The organism is Roseibium sp. (assembly GCF_039982295.1).
Classification (GTDB): Bacteria; Pseudomonadota; Alphaproteobacteria; order Rhizobiales; family Stappiaceae; genus Roseibium.
On sequence record NZ_JBDWYP010000091.1, the window covers coordinates 204,668 to 221,462 of the forward strand.

The window sequence follows — 16,795 nt, forward strand, 5'->3', positions numbered from 1 at the left end:
CGTCCGGTAGCGCGAGACATGCCTAGTTTTTCTTCAACCCATCGGGTCGGTCATTCAGCGCGGGATATGTTCGCTTTGGTGGCCGATGTCGAGAAGTACCCCCAGTTCGTGCCACTCTGCCAGGCACTGCAAGTGCGCGGACGCAAGGATCTGGGTGAGGGCAGGGAAGTGCTCGTTGCCGACATGACCGTTGCCTACAAGGTCTTCAAGGAGACCTTTACCAGCCGCGTCGAGATGCTTCCGCAAGAAAATGCGATCCTGGTGCAGTATCTGGACGGGCCATTCCAGCATCTGGAAAACCGCTGGACGTTCACCGACACAGGCGATGGCTCGTGTGATGTCGGGTTCTTTATCGACTACGAGTTCAAGAGCCGCACGCTTGGGTCGCTCATGGGCGCCATGTTTGATCGTGCGTTCAGAAGGTTCTCGACTGCGTTCGAAGAGCGCGCAGATGCCGTCTACGGTGCCTGATCTTCTGGTGTGAGGTCGAAACCTATTTACGTTGCTTGAAGGCTTCGCTGAGCACATTCATGCGGCTCTTTTTCTGATCAAGCTGGCCATTGCTGGCACGAAAGCGTCTGACTTCAGCTTCCTTCATTCCGAGATCTTCAAGGCGCACCTGTTCATCCGGGTCAGCGCAAATCAGCTGGCGTCCTCCATTCAGGTTCATCTCGATGAAAAGGTGGCGACCCGCCTTCGCCTCGTTTTCCGTCCAGAGGACAGTTGATTTTCTGACCCAGAAAACGGTGTCGCAGTAAACTGCCCGCACATAACCAGTTTTAGGTTCTGTCAGCACCTCATGATAGCCGAAAAAGGTGCCGGAGGGCTGCTGGGAACGAATGTAATAGTCGCCCGCAGAGACAGGCATTTGAGCCTGTACCGGGCCTGAGAGGCTTAGAGCTGCGAATAGTGCGAGTTCTTTTTTCATGGCACTTGTCTCTGTATACGCCGCAGGCAGGATAGCCTTTGGATCGGACGACCATTCAACACCGTCAGGGTGGCGTGAACCTTGTCCCGGTTACCCACGTCATCCGATGTTAGCCCCTCACTTGCAGCATGCTCTCTCCTTTAGTCGTGATATGAGGCTTTTTTGGATCTGTTGCCCTTTTGGAAGGACTCGCTGATCGCGCTGAAACGGTTGATTCCGTCGAGGTCGCGCCCGTTTGTTTGCAGCACGACCCTGGCATCCTGTGTCACGCCCAGATCTTTCAACGTGACTTGTTGTTCGGGCTTTTCGCAGATCGGTCGCCAGCCCTTGCCCATGTTGAATTCCACGCGAACTTCCATGCGATTTTCGACTTCTACCTGCGTCCAGGCGACTGTGACGGGACGGACCCAGTAGTCTCGGCCGCAATATGTGACACGCCGCAAGCCGTTCGACTGGCGTTGGAAGATCTTGTGGCTGCCGGCAAACAGGCCGTCATCCCCACGGGAGATCAGGTAAAAGTCTCCGGGGATCATGATTGCCGCAGAAGCTGCCGCGCTTGCAAGAAGGCACCAGCCAAGTGCTGCAAGACCCAGTTTCTTCATTTTGCATCTACCTGTTCTTTTGCCGAGCGCTGGACAATGGCTGAACTTTATTTTTGCCAAAACAACCAAAGATCAAACCTATTGCTCCAGATGTCTAAATATCGCTCAGATTATTGATCGAATTTTATGTACCGTCGCGTTTGCCATCAGAACTTACCAGGCGCCTGCACCAGAGAGCGGTTCAGGGACCGTAGACTTCGACATCTTCCCGCAGTGACTTGCTGATGACGCCGAAGAGGCTCAGTGCCCCGGAGTTCGTCTCGGGCTTAGCCAGAATTTCGCGTGGGTCGCCGGCAAGACCAATGTCGCTGAGTGTGACTTGCTGTTCCGGGTGGTCGCAGATCGGACGCCAACCCTTGCCGAAGTTGAACTCAAGCCGTACAGCCCGGTTGTTTTCAGCCTCGACCAGCGTCCAGGCAACGGTATGGGCGCGCACCCAATAGTCCCGCTTGCAATACGAGACCTTGTGGAGCCCCACCGCCGTGCGTCTGAAAACCTTGTGACTGCCAGAGAAATCGCCGACGCGGTCCCGTGCGATCAGGTAGAAGTCACCCGGAGAAGGAATGCCACTGGCAATCGCGTGTTTCGCGCCAAAGGTCTGAGCCACCATACAAAAGGCAAGGACAGCGAATAGTTTCTTGAGCATTGAAGGTCATCCAGGGTTTGCGACTGCGGATGGCCCGTGCCAGTTGTTTTTCCACCGTCATTTCCGACAGCGATAGCGCTCAAGCTCTTAGATTTCGCTAGGGCAATTGATTGAATTTGAAATAAGTTCGAGCGCCTTTGCTACAGCCAGAAGCCGAACGTCGTCTCGGCCAAGATCGTCGAAATTTGCCGAAAAGTGCTCAGTCTTTCGTTTTTTTGCAGCAAGCCCGAAATGGACCGTTCCGACCGGCTTTTGTACACTGCCACCGCCTGGCCCCGCGATTCCGGTAACCGAGACAGCCAAGTCTGCGCGTGAGTTTTTGAGCGCACCTTCAGCCATTTCGACCGCGGTCTCACGCGAGACCGCTCCAACTGCTTCCAGTGTTTCAAACGAAACGCCCAGCATCTCCTGTTTGGCTTCGTTGGAGTACGTTACAAAGCCGCGATCGATAACAGCCGAGGACCCTGGCACCTCCGTAAGCAGCCCGGCGACCAGACCTCCGGTGCAGGATTCCGCTGTGGCAATGATGATACCGTTTTTCCGCGCGTCAGCGACGACGCTTTCTGCTTTCGGCAGCAGATCGATCCATTGTGTCATCACGCATCATCTCCTGAAAACGGGAGTCGAACGGTCACTGCGGCCATGGAAGCGATACCTTCCTTGCGGCCGGTGAAGCCGAGTCGTTCCGAGGTCGTCGCTTTTACAGAGACTCTTGAAACCGGCAAGGCACAGATATCGGCGATGGCTTGACGCATGCGCGCGCGATGAGGGCCGATTTTCGGCAGTTCACAGATGATTGTTGCATCGATGTGGGTAATCTGGCCGCCCATGGCTTTAACGCGGCGGACAGCGTCATGAAGGAATTGATCGGAAGCAGCGCCCTTCCACTTCGGATCTGATGGCGGAAAGTGCGTGCCTATGTCACCGTCACCAATTGCGCCGAGGACCGCATCGGTGATCGCGTGCAGAACCACGTCTGCATCCGAATGACCTTTGAGCTTCCGGTCGTGCGGAATTGAAACTCCGCCCAAAATGACAGCATCTCCTGCGTCGAAAGCATGGACGTCATAGCCAGTGCCCATTCGAACGTCGCCAAGATCTGCAAGTGCATGAGTACGGGTTGAGGGAAGGGGGGCCGCTATCTTGCTGGTCATTTCCATGATCTTTCTTGCGCGTTCCAGGTCCGCCGGACTGGTTATCTTGAAGTTGTCGGCGTCGCCAGCGGCCAGCTCGATCTCATGTCCTGCCCACTCTGCGACGCCGGTGTCGTCCGTAAAATCCATTCGGCCATTTTTCAGCGCATTCTGATGCGCGTGCCAAATCGCGTCGAAGTCGAAACCTTGCGGCGTCTGAGCGGCCCAGAGCCCTTGCCGGTCCACGGTCGAGAGAGAATGCGTGTCTGCATCTGCTCGCTTGAGTGTGTCCACAATAGGGATCGCCGACAGAACCGCCTTGGCGCCTTGCTGCAGGCGTTCGATAACAGCGCTGATCGCGTCACGGGTGACAAAAGGACGTGCCGCGTCGTGAATCAGGACAGCTGCGCATTCTGAATGCTGAAGGGCGTCTAGCCCGGCGTAGACAGAGTCCTGTCTTGTCGTGCCACCTTCTACCGACGTCAGTAGTTTGTCTGTCGGCCCGACTCCCAAGGCCGCAATCGCGTCTTCGCAGAGCTTCAGGTCATCCGCATGGCGCACCACAAGCACCTTGCTGACAAGAGGGTGGGCGAGAAATGGCTCAAGCGTATATGTGAGGATTGGTCGGTCGGCGAGCGTCTTGTATTGCTTTGGACAATCATCACTGGAACTGGCCAAACGAGAGCCTCTTCCACCTGCGACAATAATTGCTGCCACTTGTTTGGTCATCAGGGTCCCGATCCTGTGTGTTCTCATTTGCTGCGCGAACTCTTAATGCAAGAGCTCTTTGATGTGACCAAGCAAAAGAAATTGCAAACCAAACCATCATATTATGCGCAATTGCCTCTTGCCGCACCGCAAAATATGGCTACGATATAGGCATTGTTGAGTGTGCACAGGTTATGAGCAGATTGCAGTCCCCTTTGATGTTGGATCCGATTCGCATTGGTCGTCACAGCCTGAAGAACCGGGCTGTGCTCGCCCCCATGTCTGGCGTCAGCGATTTGCCGTTTCGCCGGATTGCGGCCCGCTATGGTGCTGGGATGGTCGTCAGCGAAATGGTGGCCAGCGAGTCTTTCGTCAAGGGAGACGCGGAAACGCAGATGCGTGCCGAGGCTCAGGATGATGGTCTCCACGTCGTACAGCTGGCTGGGCGTGAAGCAAAGTGGATGGGCGAAGCCGCCAGAGTCATTGCCGATGCGGGCGCTGACGTCATTGACATCAACATGGGCTGTCCTGCCAAGAAGGTGACATCCGGCTATTCCGGCTCGGCGTTGATGCGTGACCTTGACCACGCGCTGACCTTGATCGAGGCCACGGTTGATGCCGTCGATATTCCAGTGACGCTCAAGATGCGTCTCGGGTGGGACGAGACGTCCATCAACGCACCGACACTTGCGCGCCGCGCCGAAGCTGCGGGCATCATGCTGCTGACGGTTCACGGGCGGACGCGCAGCCAGTTCTACAAGGGCCAAGCCAACTGGAATGCAATCCGAGACGTGGTTGATGCGGTCGAAATCCCGGTCATCGCCAATGGTGATTGCTGTGAGTTTGATGATGCACTGAGAATGCTCGAAGCGTCGGGCGCCGATGGCGTGATGGTTGGGCGCGGTTCTTATGGCAAGCCTTGGCTACCTGGTCATATCGGGCACTTTTTGGCGACAGGCGAGAAACGTGCAGAGCCAGGCGGCCCGGAGCTTCGGGATCTTGTTCTCGAGCATTACAAAGCGATTATAACGCATTATGGCACGATGCCTGGTGTCCGAATTGCCCGCAAACATCTTGGCTGGTACCTCGACAATTCGGGCCTCGGTCGTGAACTTCCTGGCCCCTTGCGTAAAACCCTTATGACTTCCAACGATCCGGTGGAGGTAATCCGCCTCGTTGATGGATGGTTTTCTTCTTCCGAACGGAGTGCTGCATGACGCCTGAGTCCCTTTCAAAAGGACGGATGGCCGCGCTGGCCGACGATGGTCCGACGATACTCGATTCGCTTCCACACCCGGTGCTGCTCGTCGCGCCTGATGGCGTTATCGAGTCCGCCAATATGGCTGCGGAGATCTTCATGCGATCGAGCGTGTCTTACCTGCGGCGCCATCCCATCGATTACTTCGTGCCCTTTGGCAGTCCTTTGCTGACCCTTGTCGACCAGGTGCGAGAGCGCGGCGCTGCGGTCAACGAGTACAAGGTCGATATCGGTTCGCCGCGTATTGGCGCGCCAAAGATCGTCGACATCAATGCAGCGCCCGTCGCAGAGCGTCCCGGCGCGGTCGTGTTGATGTTCCAGGAACGGTCCATGGCGGAGAAGATCGACCGGCAGCTCACCTCACGAGGGGCAGCCCGCACCGTGACCGGCCTGGCCTCAATGCTGGCGCATGAGATCAAGAACCCACTGTCGGGGATTCGGGGCGCTGCACAGCTGCTTGAACAATCGGTTCCGAATGAAGATCGCGCACTCACACGTTTGATCACAGATGAGACCGATCGCATTGTGAAGCTGGTTGATCGGATGGAGGTTTTCTCCGATGAACGTCCGATCGAGCGTGAGCCTGTGAACATCCACGTGGTGCTTGATCACGTCAAGCGTCTTGCCGATAGCGGATTTGCTCGCAACAAGCGCATTCTGGAGGCCTACGATCCCTCTCTTCCGCCCGTTTATGCCAACCGGGATCAGTTGGTTCAGGTCTTTCTCAACCTGATCAAGAACGCAAGCGAGGCGATCGGCGACGACCCGGACGGTGAGATCCGGATCACCACGGCGTTTCGTCCAGGTATCCGTCTATCTGTGCCTGGAACGGCAGAACGCGTTTCACTTCCTTTGGAATTCTGTGTTCAGGACAATGGACCAGGCGTTCCTGACGATCTGCTGCCACATCTGTTTGAACCCTTCATCACCACTAAGACCAATGGCTCCGGCCTTGGTCTGGCGCTCGTCGCCAAGATCATCGGTGATCATGGCGGGGTCATCGAATGCGACAGTCAGCCACGCAAAACCATCTTCCGGATCTTGATGCCGGCTTTTGTTGAACCTGAGGCTCCCTCCAGCGACAGGACCGAATGATCATGCCGACAGGCACCATCCTTGTAGCCGATGACGATGCGGCGATCCGTACCGTCCTCAATCAGGCCCTTTCTCGTGCGGGCTATACCGTTCGCTTGACATCCAATGCCACCACGCTCTGGCGGTGGGTCAGCTCGGGCGACGGGGATCTCGTGATTACCGATGTCGTCATGCCCGACGAAAACATCTTCGACGTCCTGCCTCGGATCAAGAAGCTTCGCCCGGATCTCCCGGTGCTGGTCATGAGCGCACAGAACACCTTCATGACTGCCATTCGGGCGTCCGAGAAGGGCGCCTATGAATACCTTCCCAAGCCGTTCGATCTCAAGGAGCTGACGAGCATCGTCAGTCGAGCCCTTGAAGAACCGAAGGTCCGTCGTCCGGTTGAGATCGATGACATGAGCGAAGGTATGCCGCTGGTCGGGCGGTCTCCTTCCATGCAGGAAATCTATCGTGTGCTCGCGCGGCTGATGCAGACCGACCTGACGGTCATGATCAACGGCGAGTCAGGCACTGGTAAGGAGCTGGTCGCACGCGCGCTCCACGACTATGGCAAGCGGCGCAACGGTCCCTTCGTCGCAATCAATATGGCGGCCATTCCGCGAGACCTGATTGAGGCGGAACTGTTCGGGCATGAAAAGGGAGCCTTTACGGGTGCCCAGCATCGCAGCTCTGGTCGCTTCGAGCAGGCCGATGGCGGCACGCTGTTTCTGGACGAAATCGGCGATATGCCCATGGAAGCGCAGACGCGTTTGTTGCGCGTTCTTCAGCAAGGTGAGTATACGACGGTTGGTGGGCGCACGCCTATCAAGACAGATGTGCGCATCGTCGCAGCGACAAACAAGGATCTGCGGCAGCTGATCAACCAGGGTCTCTTTCGTGAAGACCTTTATTTCCGTCTGAATGTCGTGCCGATTCGGTTGCCACCACTCAGAGAGCGCGTCGAAGATATTCCAGATCTGGTGCGGCACTTCTTCTCCATTGCGGAAAAAGAGGGGCTGCCAGCGAAGCAGATCGATCAACCAGCGCTTAACCTCCTGCGCCGCTATCGCTGGCCGGGCAACGTACGTGAACTCGAAAACCTGGTTCGACGGCTCGCGGCTTTGTACCCGCAAGACGTGATCGGTGAGGCAATGCTTGAGCAAGAGCTAAGCCAGCCGGCAGTGTCTCCACTCGAGGAGGAAAGCTCCGAAAGCGTCAATCTTGGTGCGTCGGTCGAGAGATACCTTGGCGGTTACTTTGACAACTATGGCGATGCGCTTCCGCCCCCTGGGCTCTATCACCGAATACTGCGAGAGGTGGAATACCCCTTGATCAGCGCGGCTTTAGCGGCGACGCGGGGCAATCAGATCAAAGCGGCCGAACTTCTTGGGGTGAACCGCAACACCTTGCGCAAGAAGATACGCGATCTCGATATTCAGGTGATGCGATCTGCCCGCTGAAACCTGTGGTTTCAATGTCACCTAAACCTGCAGGCGGCGAGATCTATCGCGTTGCCTGTAGACAGTTTTCCTCATCGTCATCATTGTCGCAATTTCGCAACATTCTGTGGTAAGTGTGCCGCACTTCTGAATTGGGTGGTGCGCTTTCAGCCGCTGGCCCTCATCGCGAAAGACGTCGAGGTGACATGATACTGGGACTTGCTCAGGGTTCTGCGGAGCCTAAGTCTTCCAAGAGAAAACTGGGCAGGCGCCTCGGTCTTGCGATCATGTTGATCGCTCTTTTGTCCATCGCCGTCACCTTCGTAATTCTGACAGGCCTGACCTCAGTTGCGCCGACGCAACAGGTGGTCTTGATCGCGATGGTGGTCAATGGCGTTCTGGCCAGCTGTCTGATCGCGGCCATCCTCTGGGAAATCACCAAGCTCCTGAACGCGCGGCGGCGCGGCCGCGCAGCTGCAAGGCTGCATGTTCGAATCGTCACACTGTTCAGCGTCGTTGCGGCGGTGCCGGCAATCCTGATGGCAATACTGGCGACCTTCACGCTTGATCGCGGCCTGGACCGCTGGTTCGAAGACCGCACGCGGCAAATCATCGATAACGCGCTGACAGTGGCGCAGGCCTACCTTCAGGAGCACGCGCGGGTGCTGCGTGGCGACCTGATTGCGATGGCCAATGACGTGGACCGGGCAAAGGCAGTTTACGATTTCGAGCCAACCCGGTTTGATGGCTTCTTCAGCGCACAAGCCTCCGTTCGCGGCCTGTTGGCGGCCTTCATCATGACATCGGATGGAACTGTCGTGACCCGGATTGTTCTGGATCCGCGGGTAAATGTCTTGTTGCCGCCGGAAGACAGTTTTGCCAAGGCGCGTCAGGGAGAACCGATCCTGATTGCTCCTGGAAAGTCAAATCTGGTCGGCGGCGTGATGCGCCTGTCGGCTTATGATGATTTCTACCTATATGCGATCAGGTCCATGGATCCGCGCGTGGTTGAATATCAAAGACTGGCGGAGGAGGGGGCTCATGAATACAGAGAGCTTGAAAACAGCCGGTTCGGCGTTCAGGTTGCGTTTGCACTGGTCTATCTCGGCGTTGCGCTCATCCTCCTTCTGTCCGCAATCTGGATCGGCTTCGGCTTCGCCAACAGGTTGGTGTCTCCCATTCGCACTTTGATCTCTGCGGCGGACGAAGTCTCAAAAGGCAATCTGGCGGTGAAGGTCGAAACGTCCAGGTCTGAGGGCGACCTGGCCAATCTGGGGTCTACCTTCAACAAGATGACGGGCCAGCTCCTTGGACAGCGCGACGCATTGCTCGCGGCCAATGAGCAGATCGATCGGCGCAGGCGTTTCAATGAAGCTGTGCTTTCCGGGGTTTCCACCGGTGTCCTTGGCATTGACGAGGATGGAGCCGTAATGCTCGTCAACATGTCGGCACAGGCCCTGCTTCAAGTCGAAGAGGTCGATCTACTTGGAAAGCCGCTCCGCGAGATCATTCCAGAGCTGTCAGACTTTCTCTCACAGGCCTTTGACAAGGATAGCGAACGGTTCCAGGAAACGCAGATCGAGGTGGCTCTGGGTGGGCGGCAGAGGACTTTGAACGTAAGGCTGACCAGTGAGCAATCGACTCGCCGCGAGCATGGCTATGTCGTGACGATTGACGATATTACCGATCTGGTTTCAGCGCAGCGTAATTCGGCATGGGCCGACGTGGCACGGCGCATTGCCCACGAGATCAAGAACCCGCTCACGCCGATTCAGCTTTCGGCAGAACGCATCCGGCGCAGATATGGCAAGAAGATCGAGGAAGACCGCACAGTCTTCGATCAGTGCATCGACACGATCATCCGTCAGGTTGGTGACATTGGTCAGATGGTCGATGAATTTTCGTCGTTTGCGCGTATGCGCAAGCCAACGAAAAGCGAAGCAGATATCCGCAATATCGTGCGAGAAGCTGCATTCATGCAGACGGTTGGCAATCCGGATATCGAGATCAACACCAAGCTGCCAGAAACGCCGGTTGTAGCGACGTTTGACGCAAGACTCATTGGTCAGGCCCTGACCAATGTGATCAAGAATGCCGCCGAAGCTATTGAAGGTCGCGAAGGTGAAGACCTTGCGTCGGGACGTATCAATGTCTCGTTGTCGGAGATCTCCGACCTGATTGTGATCGACGTTTCAGACAACGGCGTCGGGCTGCCCGAGGAAAACCGGCAAAGACTGCTGGAGCCCTATATGACGACGCGCGAAAAGGGGACCGGTCTTGGTCTTGCCATCGTGCGAAAGATACTTGAAGACCACGGAGGGAGCATCGAACTGCTTGATGCGCCGGATGCGGGTCTGGGAGAGAGCGGCACGCTTGTCCGCCTGACCTTGGCGGTCAGTTCGACGGATGCCGAGGACGACAAGAACGAAAAGACAGTGACCGAAAATGGCGTATGACATTCTTGTAGTTGATGACGAAACTGATATTCGCGAGTTGATTGCCGGCATTCTCGACGACGAGGGCTATGGCACCCGAACGGCACGCGACAGCGATAGCGCGATCGCAGCGATCAAGGAGCGACGTCCTTCACTTGTGGTGCTGGACATTTGGCTGCAGGGAAGCCGTCTCGACGGATTGGGCGTTCTGGACGTCATCAAGCAGACTGATCCGGACTTGCCCGTCGTCATCATCTCCGGCCACGGCAACATTGAGACCGCGGTCTCGGCCATCAAGCGCGGCGCCTATGACTATATTGAAAAACCCTTCAAGACCGATCGGCTGATTCATATCGTCGACCGCGCCCTTGAAGCCTCAAGTCTGAAGCGCGAGGTCAGGGAACTTCGCCAGCGCAGCGGCGAAGCAAAAGGAATCATTGGTGATTCCAGTGCTGCCAACCAGTTGCGCCAAACGATCCAGAAAGTCGCAGGGACCAACAGCCGCATCATGATCACAGGCCCGTCCGGAGCGGGCAAAGAGCTGACCGCCCGTATGATCCATGACCTTTCACCACGTGCGAAGAGCCCGTTTGTCGTGCTGAACGCGGCAACGATCACGCCTGAGCGCATGGAGGAAGAGCTTTTCGGCATTGAGGATGGAAGCGGCAATCTTCGCAAGGTTGGCGCCATGGAAGAGGCGCATGGCGGTACGCTTTACCTTGATGAGGTCGGCGACATGCCGGCCGAGACCCAGAGCAAAATTCTGAGGGTGTTGGTCGATCAGAGTTTCACGCGGGTAGGTGGGGCAACCAAGGTGCAGGTTGATATCCGGATCCTGTCCTCGACGGCTAAAAACCTCGAGGAACACATTTCAGCAGGCCTCTTCCGGCAGGACCTTTATCACAGGCTCGGCGTGGTACCTCTACGCGTGCCGGGATTGGCAGAACGGCGGGAAGACGTGCCGGTGCTTGTGGGTCATTTCATGGAGCAGATCTCTACGGCTTCGGGCATCCCGTTGCGCCCTATCGGTGATGACGCCATGGCCGTGCTTCAAACGCATGACTGGCCAGGGAACGTGCGCCAGCTGAAGAACAACGTTGAGCGCTTGTTGATCCTCGCCAGAGGCGAGCCGGACAGTGTGATCACGGCAGATCTTTTGCCTGCAGAGGTCGGTGCGACCCTGCCAAACCTGCCAACCACAGGCGGGGGAGAACATCTAATGTCTGTGCCTCTTCGTGAAGCGCGTGAAATTTTCGAACGCGACTATTTGCAGGCCCAGATCAAGCGGTTTGACGGCAATATTTCGCGAACAGCAGAGTTTGTCGGCATGGAACGTTCTGCACTGCATCGAAAACTGAAGACCCTGGGGCTGTCTTAATCGTCAGTCTCTGGTATTTGAGGCGTTGAACAAGCGCGTATGGGAAGACCATCATGAAAGTCGTCATTTGTGGAGCTGGCCAGGTCGGTTACGGCATTGCAGAGCGCCTTGCAGCAGAACAGAACGACGTCTCGGTCATCGATTCATCACCCAAGTTGATCAACGCGATTGGTGATCAGTTGGATGTCCGTGGGTTTGTTGGACACGGCGCGCATCCCGATGTTCTGGCCCAGGCCGGCGCCGAAGAAGCCGACATGATCATTGCGGTGACGCTGTATGATGAAGTCAACATGGTCGCCTGTCAGGTCGCGCACTCCCTGTTCAATGTCCCGACCAAGGTCGCACGTATCCGGGCGCAGAGTTATTTGCAGGGCCGCTGGCAAAACTTGTTTTCCCGCGAGAACATGCCGATTGACGTGATTATCTCGCCAGAGATTGAAGTCGGAGAAATGGTCTTGCGGCGGTTAGCCCTGCCCGGAGCAGTGGAGACCGTGCGTTTTGCTGATGACCAGATCGTCACGGTCGGGATCATGTGTGAAGAGGATTGCCCGGTTATCGATACGCCGCTGCGGCAGCTGACCGAGCTCTTTCCGGACCTCGGAGCTGTTGTCGTTGGCGTTTATCGGAACAACAAGCTTTTCGTTCCCAAGAGCTCTGACTCCCTGCTTGTCGGAGACCTGGCTTATGTGGTCGCGCGCCGTGACCAGGTTCGTAGAACGCTTGGAATTTTCGGACATGAAGAGCCGGAAGCCAGCCGCGTCGTCATCGCAGGTGGCGGCAACATAGGTCTTTATGTGGCTCGGGCGCTTGAAAAACGTCAGAGCAATACCCGGATCAAGTTGATCGAAGCGTCGCGGGAACGAGCGGTGGGCATCGCTGATGAACTAAAACGGTCGGTCATCCTGCATGGAAGCGCGCTTGATCAGGGTATCCTCGATGAGGCAGATGTCGGCGCAGCCGATACGATGGTGGCGCTGACAAACGAAGATGAGGTCAACATTCTCTCATCGGTTATGGCCAAAAAGCTGGGCTGTCGGCGCAACTTGTCACTCCTGAACAATCCGAGCTACCCGGCGTTTGCGCAAGCACTTGGCATCGACGCGTTCATCAACCCGCGTGCTGTCACGATTTCCAAGATCCTGCAACATGTACGTCGTGGCCGGATAAGGGGCGTCCATTCGCTGCAAAACGGTGCTGCCGAAGTGGTCGAAGCGGAAGCACTGGACACATCACCGCTGGTTGGACGTCCCTTGCGGGAAATTGACCTGCCTTCGGGCATTCGGGTCGGTGCGGTCTTTCGGGACGGCAAGGTACTGACCCCAAATGGCGACCTTCAAATCATTTCTCAGGACCGCATCGTGATCTTCGCTGTTGCCTCCAGGGTTCGACAGGTCGAGCAGATGTTCCGGGTCAGTCTCGAATTCTTCTAAGAGGGCTGGATTGCCCAGAACTTGGCCTTGCGTTGGGTCGCAAGACGGTTCATGCATTGGTTATCTTGTTGCTGTCATTCAGTTCCTCCCGTTTCGCATGCGACGGGAGTTTTTTCGCGTTCACAAGGAAGAGTCATGAGCAGGATCGCATATGTCAATGGTCAGTACGTTCCGCACAGGGATGCAGCCGTCCATGTTGAGGATCGTGGTTATCAGTTTGCCGATGGCGTTTACGAAGTCTGTGAAGTTTGGCGCAATACCATCGTTGACATGCCTCGGCATATCGACCGTCTCGATCGTTCCTTGAAAGAGCTCAGCATTGGTTGGCCTATGGCCCGTCAAGCGCTCGAGTTTGTGCTCCGCGAAGTGGTGCGCCGAAACCGCGTGCATGACGGCATTGTATACATTCAGGTGACCCGTGGTGTTTCCCGCCGGGATCATTTCTTTCCGGGCGAAAATGTTATGCCGTCAGTCGTGGTGACGGCTCGTGCGACGGATCCCAGGTCTGGCGATGCGGCGGCCGAAAAAGGGATTTCGGTGATTACCTACCCGGAAAACCGCTGGCCTCGCGTAGACATCAAAACCGTTGCATTGCTTCCCAACGTGCTGGCAAAACAAGCAGCGAAAGAGCAGGGGTGCAAGGAAGCGTGGTACTTTGACAGTGAAAACAAGGTTACCGAGGGCGGTTCTACGAATGCGTGGATCGTCACAAAGGATGGAACACTTGTAACGCGCCCCGCCGAAAGTGGTATTCTTAGCGGGATTACGCGGGCTGTCGTGCTTGAGCTTGTCGAACGCGACGGCATTTCCTTTGAGGAACGCCCGTTTTCTGTGGAAGAAGCCAAGGAAGCGCGAGAGGCCTTCGTGACTGCGGCATCTACACTCGTCATGCCGGTTGTAAAAATCGATGATACGATTTTGGGCAACGGACATCCAGGTTCGGTTGCAACGCGATTGCGCGAACTGTTCCATACTGCTACTGATTTTGTGGCAGTGTAAGAAACAGCTATGTTCGGCTGTGTAGAGATTGGAAAATAGGCGAGAGTCTGGTGCGGGCAGGATTCAATTGCACCGGTTGTCGTAGAAGATAGACAGGTCGTTTCGGGGCGGAAGCGTTTGTGTTTAAGGCCCCACTCAACGGCAGCAATTGAAAAACACCGGATGCCCGGCCGCATCCGGCGGAAACAGGATAAAAAAACTGATGGCTGATCGCGCACAGAACCTTCAAGACACTTTCCTGAACCATGTCCGGAAACAAAAGACGCCCCTGACAATCTTCCTCATCAATGGGGTCAAGCTTCAGGGTGTTGTTACATGGTTTGACAATTTCTGTGTTCTTTTGCGCCGCGATGGACATTCCCAGCTCGTCTACAAGCATGCCATCTCGACAATCATGCCCAATGGACCTGTTCAATTGTTTGAACCAGGTGAAGAGACCGGCGAAAAGGCAGGTAGCTGATTGGAACGCAAGTCTCGCGAGGACGGCAGCACTCCATCCAAGAGCGGCGACGATCACGGTGTTGACCGGCGCCCCCAGCCTTTCCGGGCCATGATCGTCGAGCCTGTTTTACAGCAGCGCAGAGACGCTGGAGAAGGTGACCTTCGCTCTAATCGAAGCCCCGAGGCGCGTCTTGAAGAAGCCGTTGGTCTCAGTGCCGCCATCAATCTCAATATCGTTTCCTCCAATGTCGTGAAGATCAACACACCCAAACCAGCAACGCTGTTTGGTGAAGGCAAGGTTGAGGAGCTTTCAGGCGCAGTGGCTGCCGAAGAGCTTGATCTTGTGGTCGTTGATCATCCGTTGACGCCTGTTCAGCAACGCAACCTGGAACGTCGACTCGGAACAAAAGTGATCGACCGGACGGGTTTGATTCTCGAGATCTTTGGTGACCGTGCGCGCACCAAGGAAGGGAAGCTGCAGGTCGACCTTGCGCATCTCACATGGCAGAAAAGTCGGCTTGTTCGGTCATGGACGCACCTTGAGCGGCAGCGCGGCGGCGCCGGGTTCATGGGGGGGCCTGGCGAAACTCAGATCGAGGCCGACAGACGCCAGATTCAAGATCGTATTCTTGCCCTGCAAAAGCAGCTTGAGGGTGTGCGGCGGACGCGTGACCTGCATCGCAAGAAACGCAAGAAGATCCCTCAGCCTGTTGTTGCGCTTGTTGGATATACGAACGCCGGAAAGTCGACGCTTTTCAACCGGATGACGGAATCTGACGTCTTCGCGAAGGACCTTTTGTTTGCCACCCTCGATCCGACACTGCGGAAGATCAAGCTGCCGCATGGGCGCGAAGTCATCCTGTCTGACACGGTGGGCTTTATTTCTGACTTGCCGACGCATCTGGTCGCAGCCTTCCGGGCAACGCTGGAAGAGGTGCTTGAGGCAGATCTGATCCTGCACGTGCGGGATATTTCCCACACGGACACCGACGCGCAAGCCGAAGATGTGAAGAAGACACTGGATGATCTTGGTGTCAGCCCACAGACCGGTGCCCCGATCGTAGAAGTGTGGAACAAGATCGATTGTCTTGATCCAGTGTACCGGGAAAAGCTTCTGGATGATCAAGGCGCGGAAGGTCCCATAGCCCTGTCAGCCCTGACAGGCGAGGGGCTCGATCAACTCTATACCCGCATTGATGCCTTCATCGCCCAGCATGATGACATTTTCACCGTACGTTTGCCGGTTACCGACGGTGCCTTGACCGCCCAGCTTTATCAGGTTGCCGAGGTTCTGGAACGGCAGGATGGAGAGGAATATATCGAAGCCGATGTACGGGTTTCCGACAAGCAGCGCGGGCCCTTCCGTAGTCTCTTTGCAAGCTATCTCGTCAGCGAATAGTTCGCGGCATGTAGGCTGTCAGACAGTTGAAGAAGAAGCCTTTTTGGCTGCCTGCCACGCAGCTTCCATTTCGTCGAGCATCATGGCGTCGAGCGTTGTGCCCGTTTGCTCTGCATGGGTCTCGATCGACGAAAACCGTTTACGGAACTTGTCATTTGTGCGCTTGAGCGCAGCTTCTGGGTCTATATCGAGATGACGCGCCAGATTGGCGACCGCAAAGAGAACGTCGCCCAACTCGTCTGCGACTTTCGATCTGTCGATCTCGCCGGCTGAAATTTCATCGTCCAGCTCGCCAATCTCTTCCCTGATCTTGTCAAGCACGGGGCCGGCAGCGCCCCAGTCGAAGCCAACTCTTGAGGCACGCCGCTGCAGCTTGTCAGCCTCAACAAGCGCTGGAAATACAGCAGGCACGTCGTCCAGGTAGGCTTTCTTCGTTTCCTCAAGCCCAAGCACCTCGCGCCGGGCTTTGCGTTCGGCTTTCTCTTCAGCCTTGATCTTCTCCCACATGCCTTTGGCTATGCCGGCAGAGCGGGCTGCTTCGTCGCCAAAGACATGCGGGTGGCGGCGGATCATTTTCTTTGTGATGCCCTCCACTACGTCAGCGAAGTCGAACTGCTGATCCTCCTCGGCCATACGCGCGTGATAGACCACCTGTAGCAGCAGATCACCCAGTTCCTCGCGCAGGTTTTCCATATCATTCAGACGAATGGCCTCGGCAACCTCATAGGCTTCTTCGAGCGTGTACGGAGCAATAGAGTTGAAATCCTGCTCGAGATCCCAGGGGCATCCGGTAACCGGCGTACGCAGCGCCGCCATGATTTCGATGAGGCGGCTTATTTCGCGAGAAGGGGTCATCGGATCGATCCGAACCTCGGTTTGCAGGGTGGAACAGTCTGGGACTTGAAATCAAGAAGACCGGCGC

General features: G+C 56.3%; 16 protein-coding genes. 10 read left to right on the forward strand and 6 right to left on the reverse strand.

Annotated features, from left to right (window positions below):
- Positions 1 to 18 precede the first annotated feature (18 nt).
- Positions 19 to 471, forward strand: coding sequence for a type II toxin-antitoxin system RatA family toxin (locus ABJZ52_RS19995; RefSeq protein ID WP_348193060.1), 453 nt, complete (start codon positions 19 to 21; stop codon positions 469 to 471).
- Between the two features lie 22 nt (positions 472 to 493).
- Here the strand turns inward: ABJZ52_RS19995 and ABJZ52_RS20000 are convergent, their stop codons facing one another.
- The 5 genes from ABJZ52_RS20000 to ABJZ52_RS20020 all read right to left on the reverse strand — a co-directional run bounded on the left by ABJZ52_RS20000 (position 494) and on the right by ABJZ52_RS20020 (position 4,038).
- Positions 494 to 928 (reverse strand): hypothetical protein, encoded by a 435-nt coding sequence (locus tag ABJZ52_RS20000; RefSeq protein WP_348193063.1) that lies wholly within the window; start codon positions 926 to 928, stop codon positions 494 to 496.
- Positions 929 to 1,068: 140 nt separating this feature from the next.
- Complete coding sequence (locus ABJZ52_RS20005) at positions 1,069 to 1,530, reverse strand: hypothetical protein (RefSeq protein ID WP_348193066.1); 462 nt, start codon at positions 1,528 to 1,530, stop codon at positions 1,069 to 1,071.
- Positions 1,531 to 1,711: 181 nt separating this feature from the next.
- Positions 1,712 to 2,176 (reverse strand): hypothetical protein, encoded by a 465-nt coding sequence (locus tag ABJZ52_RS20010; protein ID WP_348193069.1) that lies wholly within the window; start codon positions 2,174 to 2,176, stop codon positions 1,712 to 1,714.
- Positions 2,177 to 2,263: 87 nt separating this feature from the next.
- Positions 2,264 to 2,773: a CinA family protein gene (locus tag ABJZ52_RS20015; RefSeq protein WP_348193072.1), complete on the reverse strand. Its 510-nt coding sequence runs from the start codon at positions 2,771 to 2,773 to the stop codon at positions 2,264 to 2,266.
- On the reverse strand, positions 2,773 to 4,038 hold the full coding sequence (locus ABJZ52_RS20020; RefSeq protein WP_348193074.1) for a bifunctional 2-C-methyl-D-erythritol 4-phosphate cytidylyltransferase/2-C-methyl-D-erythritol 2,4-cyclodiphosphate synthase: 1,266 nt from the start codon (positions 4,036 to 4,038) through the stop codon (positions 2,773 to 2,775). The genes ABJZ52_RS20015 and ABJZ52_RS20020 overlap by 1 nt, the downstream gene beginning before the upstream one ends.
- A 197-nt stretch (positions 4,039 to 4,235) precedes the next feature.
- Between ABJZ52_RS20020 and dusB the strand changes: the two genes are divergently transcribed.
- The 9 genes from dusB to hflX all read left to right on the forward strand — a co-directional run bounded on the left by dusB (position 4,236) and on the right by hflX (position 15,873).
- Positions 4,236 to 5,234: a tRNA dihydrouridine synthase DusB gene (gene dusB / locus ABJZ52_RS20025; protein ID WP_348193077.1), complete on the forward strand. Its 999-nt coding sequence runs from the start codon at positions 4,236 to 4,238 to the stop codon at positions 5,232 to 5,234.
- Positions 5,231 to 6,370: a nitrogen regulation protein NR(II) gene (locus ABJZ52_RS20030; protein ID WP_348193079.1), complete on the forward strand. Its 1,140-nt coding sequence runs from the start codon at positions 5,231 to 5,233 to the stop codon at positions 6,368 to 6,370. The genes dusB and ABJZ52_RS20030 overlap by 4 nt, the downstream gene beginning before the upstream one ends.
- Before the next feature lie 2 nt (positions 6,371 to 6,372).
- Positions 6,373 to 7,812: a nitrogen regulation protein NR(I) gene (gene ntrC, locus ABJZ52_RS20035; RefSeq protein ID WP_348193082.1), complete on the forward strand. Its 1,440-nt coding sequence runs from the start codon at positions 6,373 to 6,375 to the stop codon at positions 7,810 to 7,812.
- A 185-nt stretch (positions 7,813 to 7,997) separates the two neighbouring features.
- Positions 7,998 to 10,247, forward strand: coding sequence for a PAS domain-containing sensor histidine kinase (locus tag ABJZ52_RS20040; RefSeq protein ID WP_348193085.1), 2,250 nt, complete (start codon positions 7,998 to 8,000; stop codon positions 10,245 to 10,247).
- The gene (locus ABJZ52_RS20045) at positions 10,237 to 11,604 is read left to right on the forward strand and encodes a sigma-54 dependent transcriptional regulator (protein ID WP_348193088.1); all 1,368 of its coding nucleotides are present in this window, start codon (positions 10,237 to 10,239) and stop codon (positions 11,602 to 11,604) included. Before ABJZ52_RS20040 ends, ABJZ52_RS20045 begins: the two co-directional genes overlap by 11 nt.
- A 53-nt stretch (positions 11,605 to 11,657) precedes the next feature.
- Positions 11,658 to 13,034 carry a Trk system potassium transporter TrkA gene (trkA, locus tag ABJZ52_RS20050; RefSeq protein WP_153769147.1) on the forward strand — a complete coding sequence of 459 codons (1,377 nt, stop codon included), beginning with the start codon at positions 11,658 to 11,660 and terminating at the stop codon, positions 13,032 to 13,034.
- Between the two features lie 135 nt (positions 13,035 to 13,169).
- Positions 13,170 to 14,033, forward strand: coding sequence for a D-amino-acid transaminase (locus tag ABJZ52_RS20055; RefSeq protein WP_348193092.1), 864 nt, complete (start codon positions 13,170 to 13,172; stop codon positions 14,031 to 14,033).
- 202 nt (positions 14,034 to 14,235) lie between these two features.
- Positions 14,236 to 14,493, forward strand: coding sequence for an RNA chaperone Hfq (gene hfq, locus ABJZ52_RS20060; protein WP_153769149.1), 258 nt, complete (start codon positions 14,236 to 14,238; stop codon positions 14,491 to 14,493).
- Positions 14,494 to 15,873 carry a GTPase HflX gene (gene hflX, locus ABJZ52_RS20065; RefSeq protein WP_348193095.1) on the forward strand — a complete coding sequence of 460 codons (1,380 nt, stop codon included), beginning with the start codon at positions 14,494 to 14,496 and terminating at the stop codon, positions 15,871 to 15,873.
- An 18-nt stretch (positions 15,874 to 15,891) separates the two neighbouring features.
- Here the strand turns inward: hflX and mazG are convergent, their stop codons facing one another.
- On the reverse strand, positions 15,892 to 16,728 hold the full coding sequence (mazG, locus tag ABJZ52_RS20070) for a nucleoside triphosphate pyrophosphohydrolase (protein ID WP_348193098.1): 837 nt from the start codon (positions 16,726 to 16,728) through the stop codon (positions 15,892 to 15,894).
- Between the last annotated feature and the right edge of the window lie 67 nt (positions 16,729 to 16,795).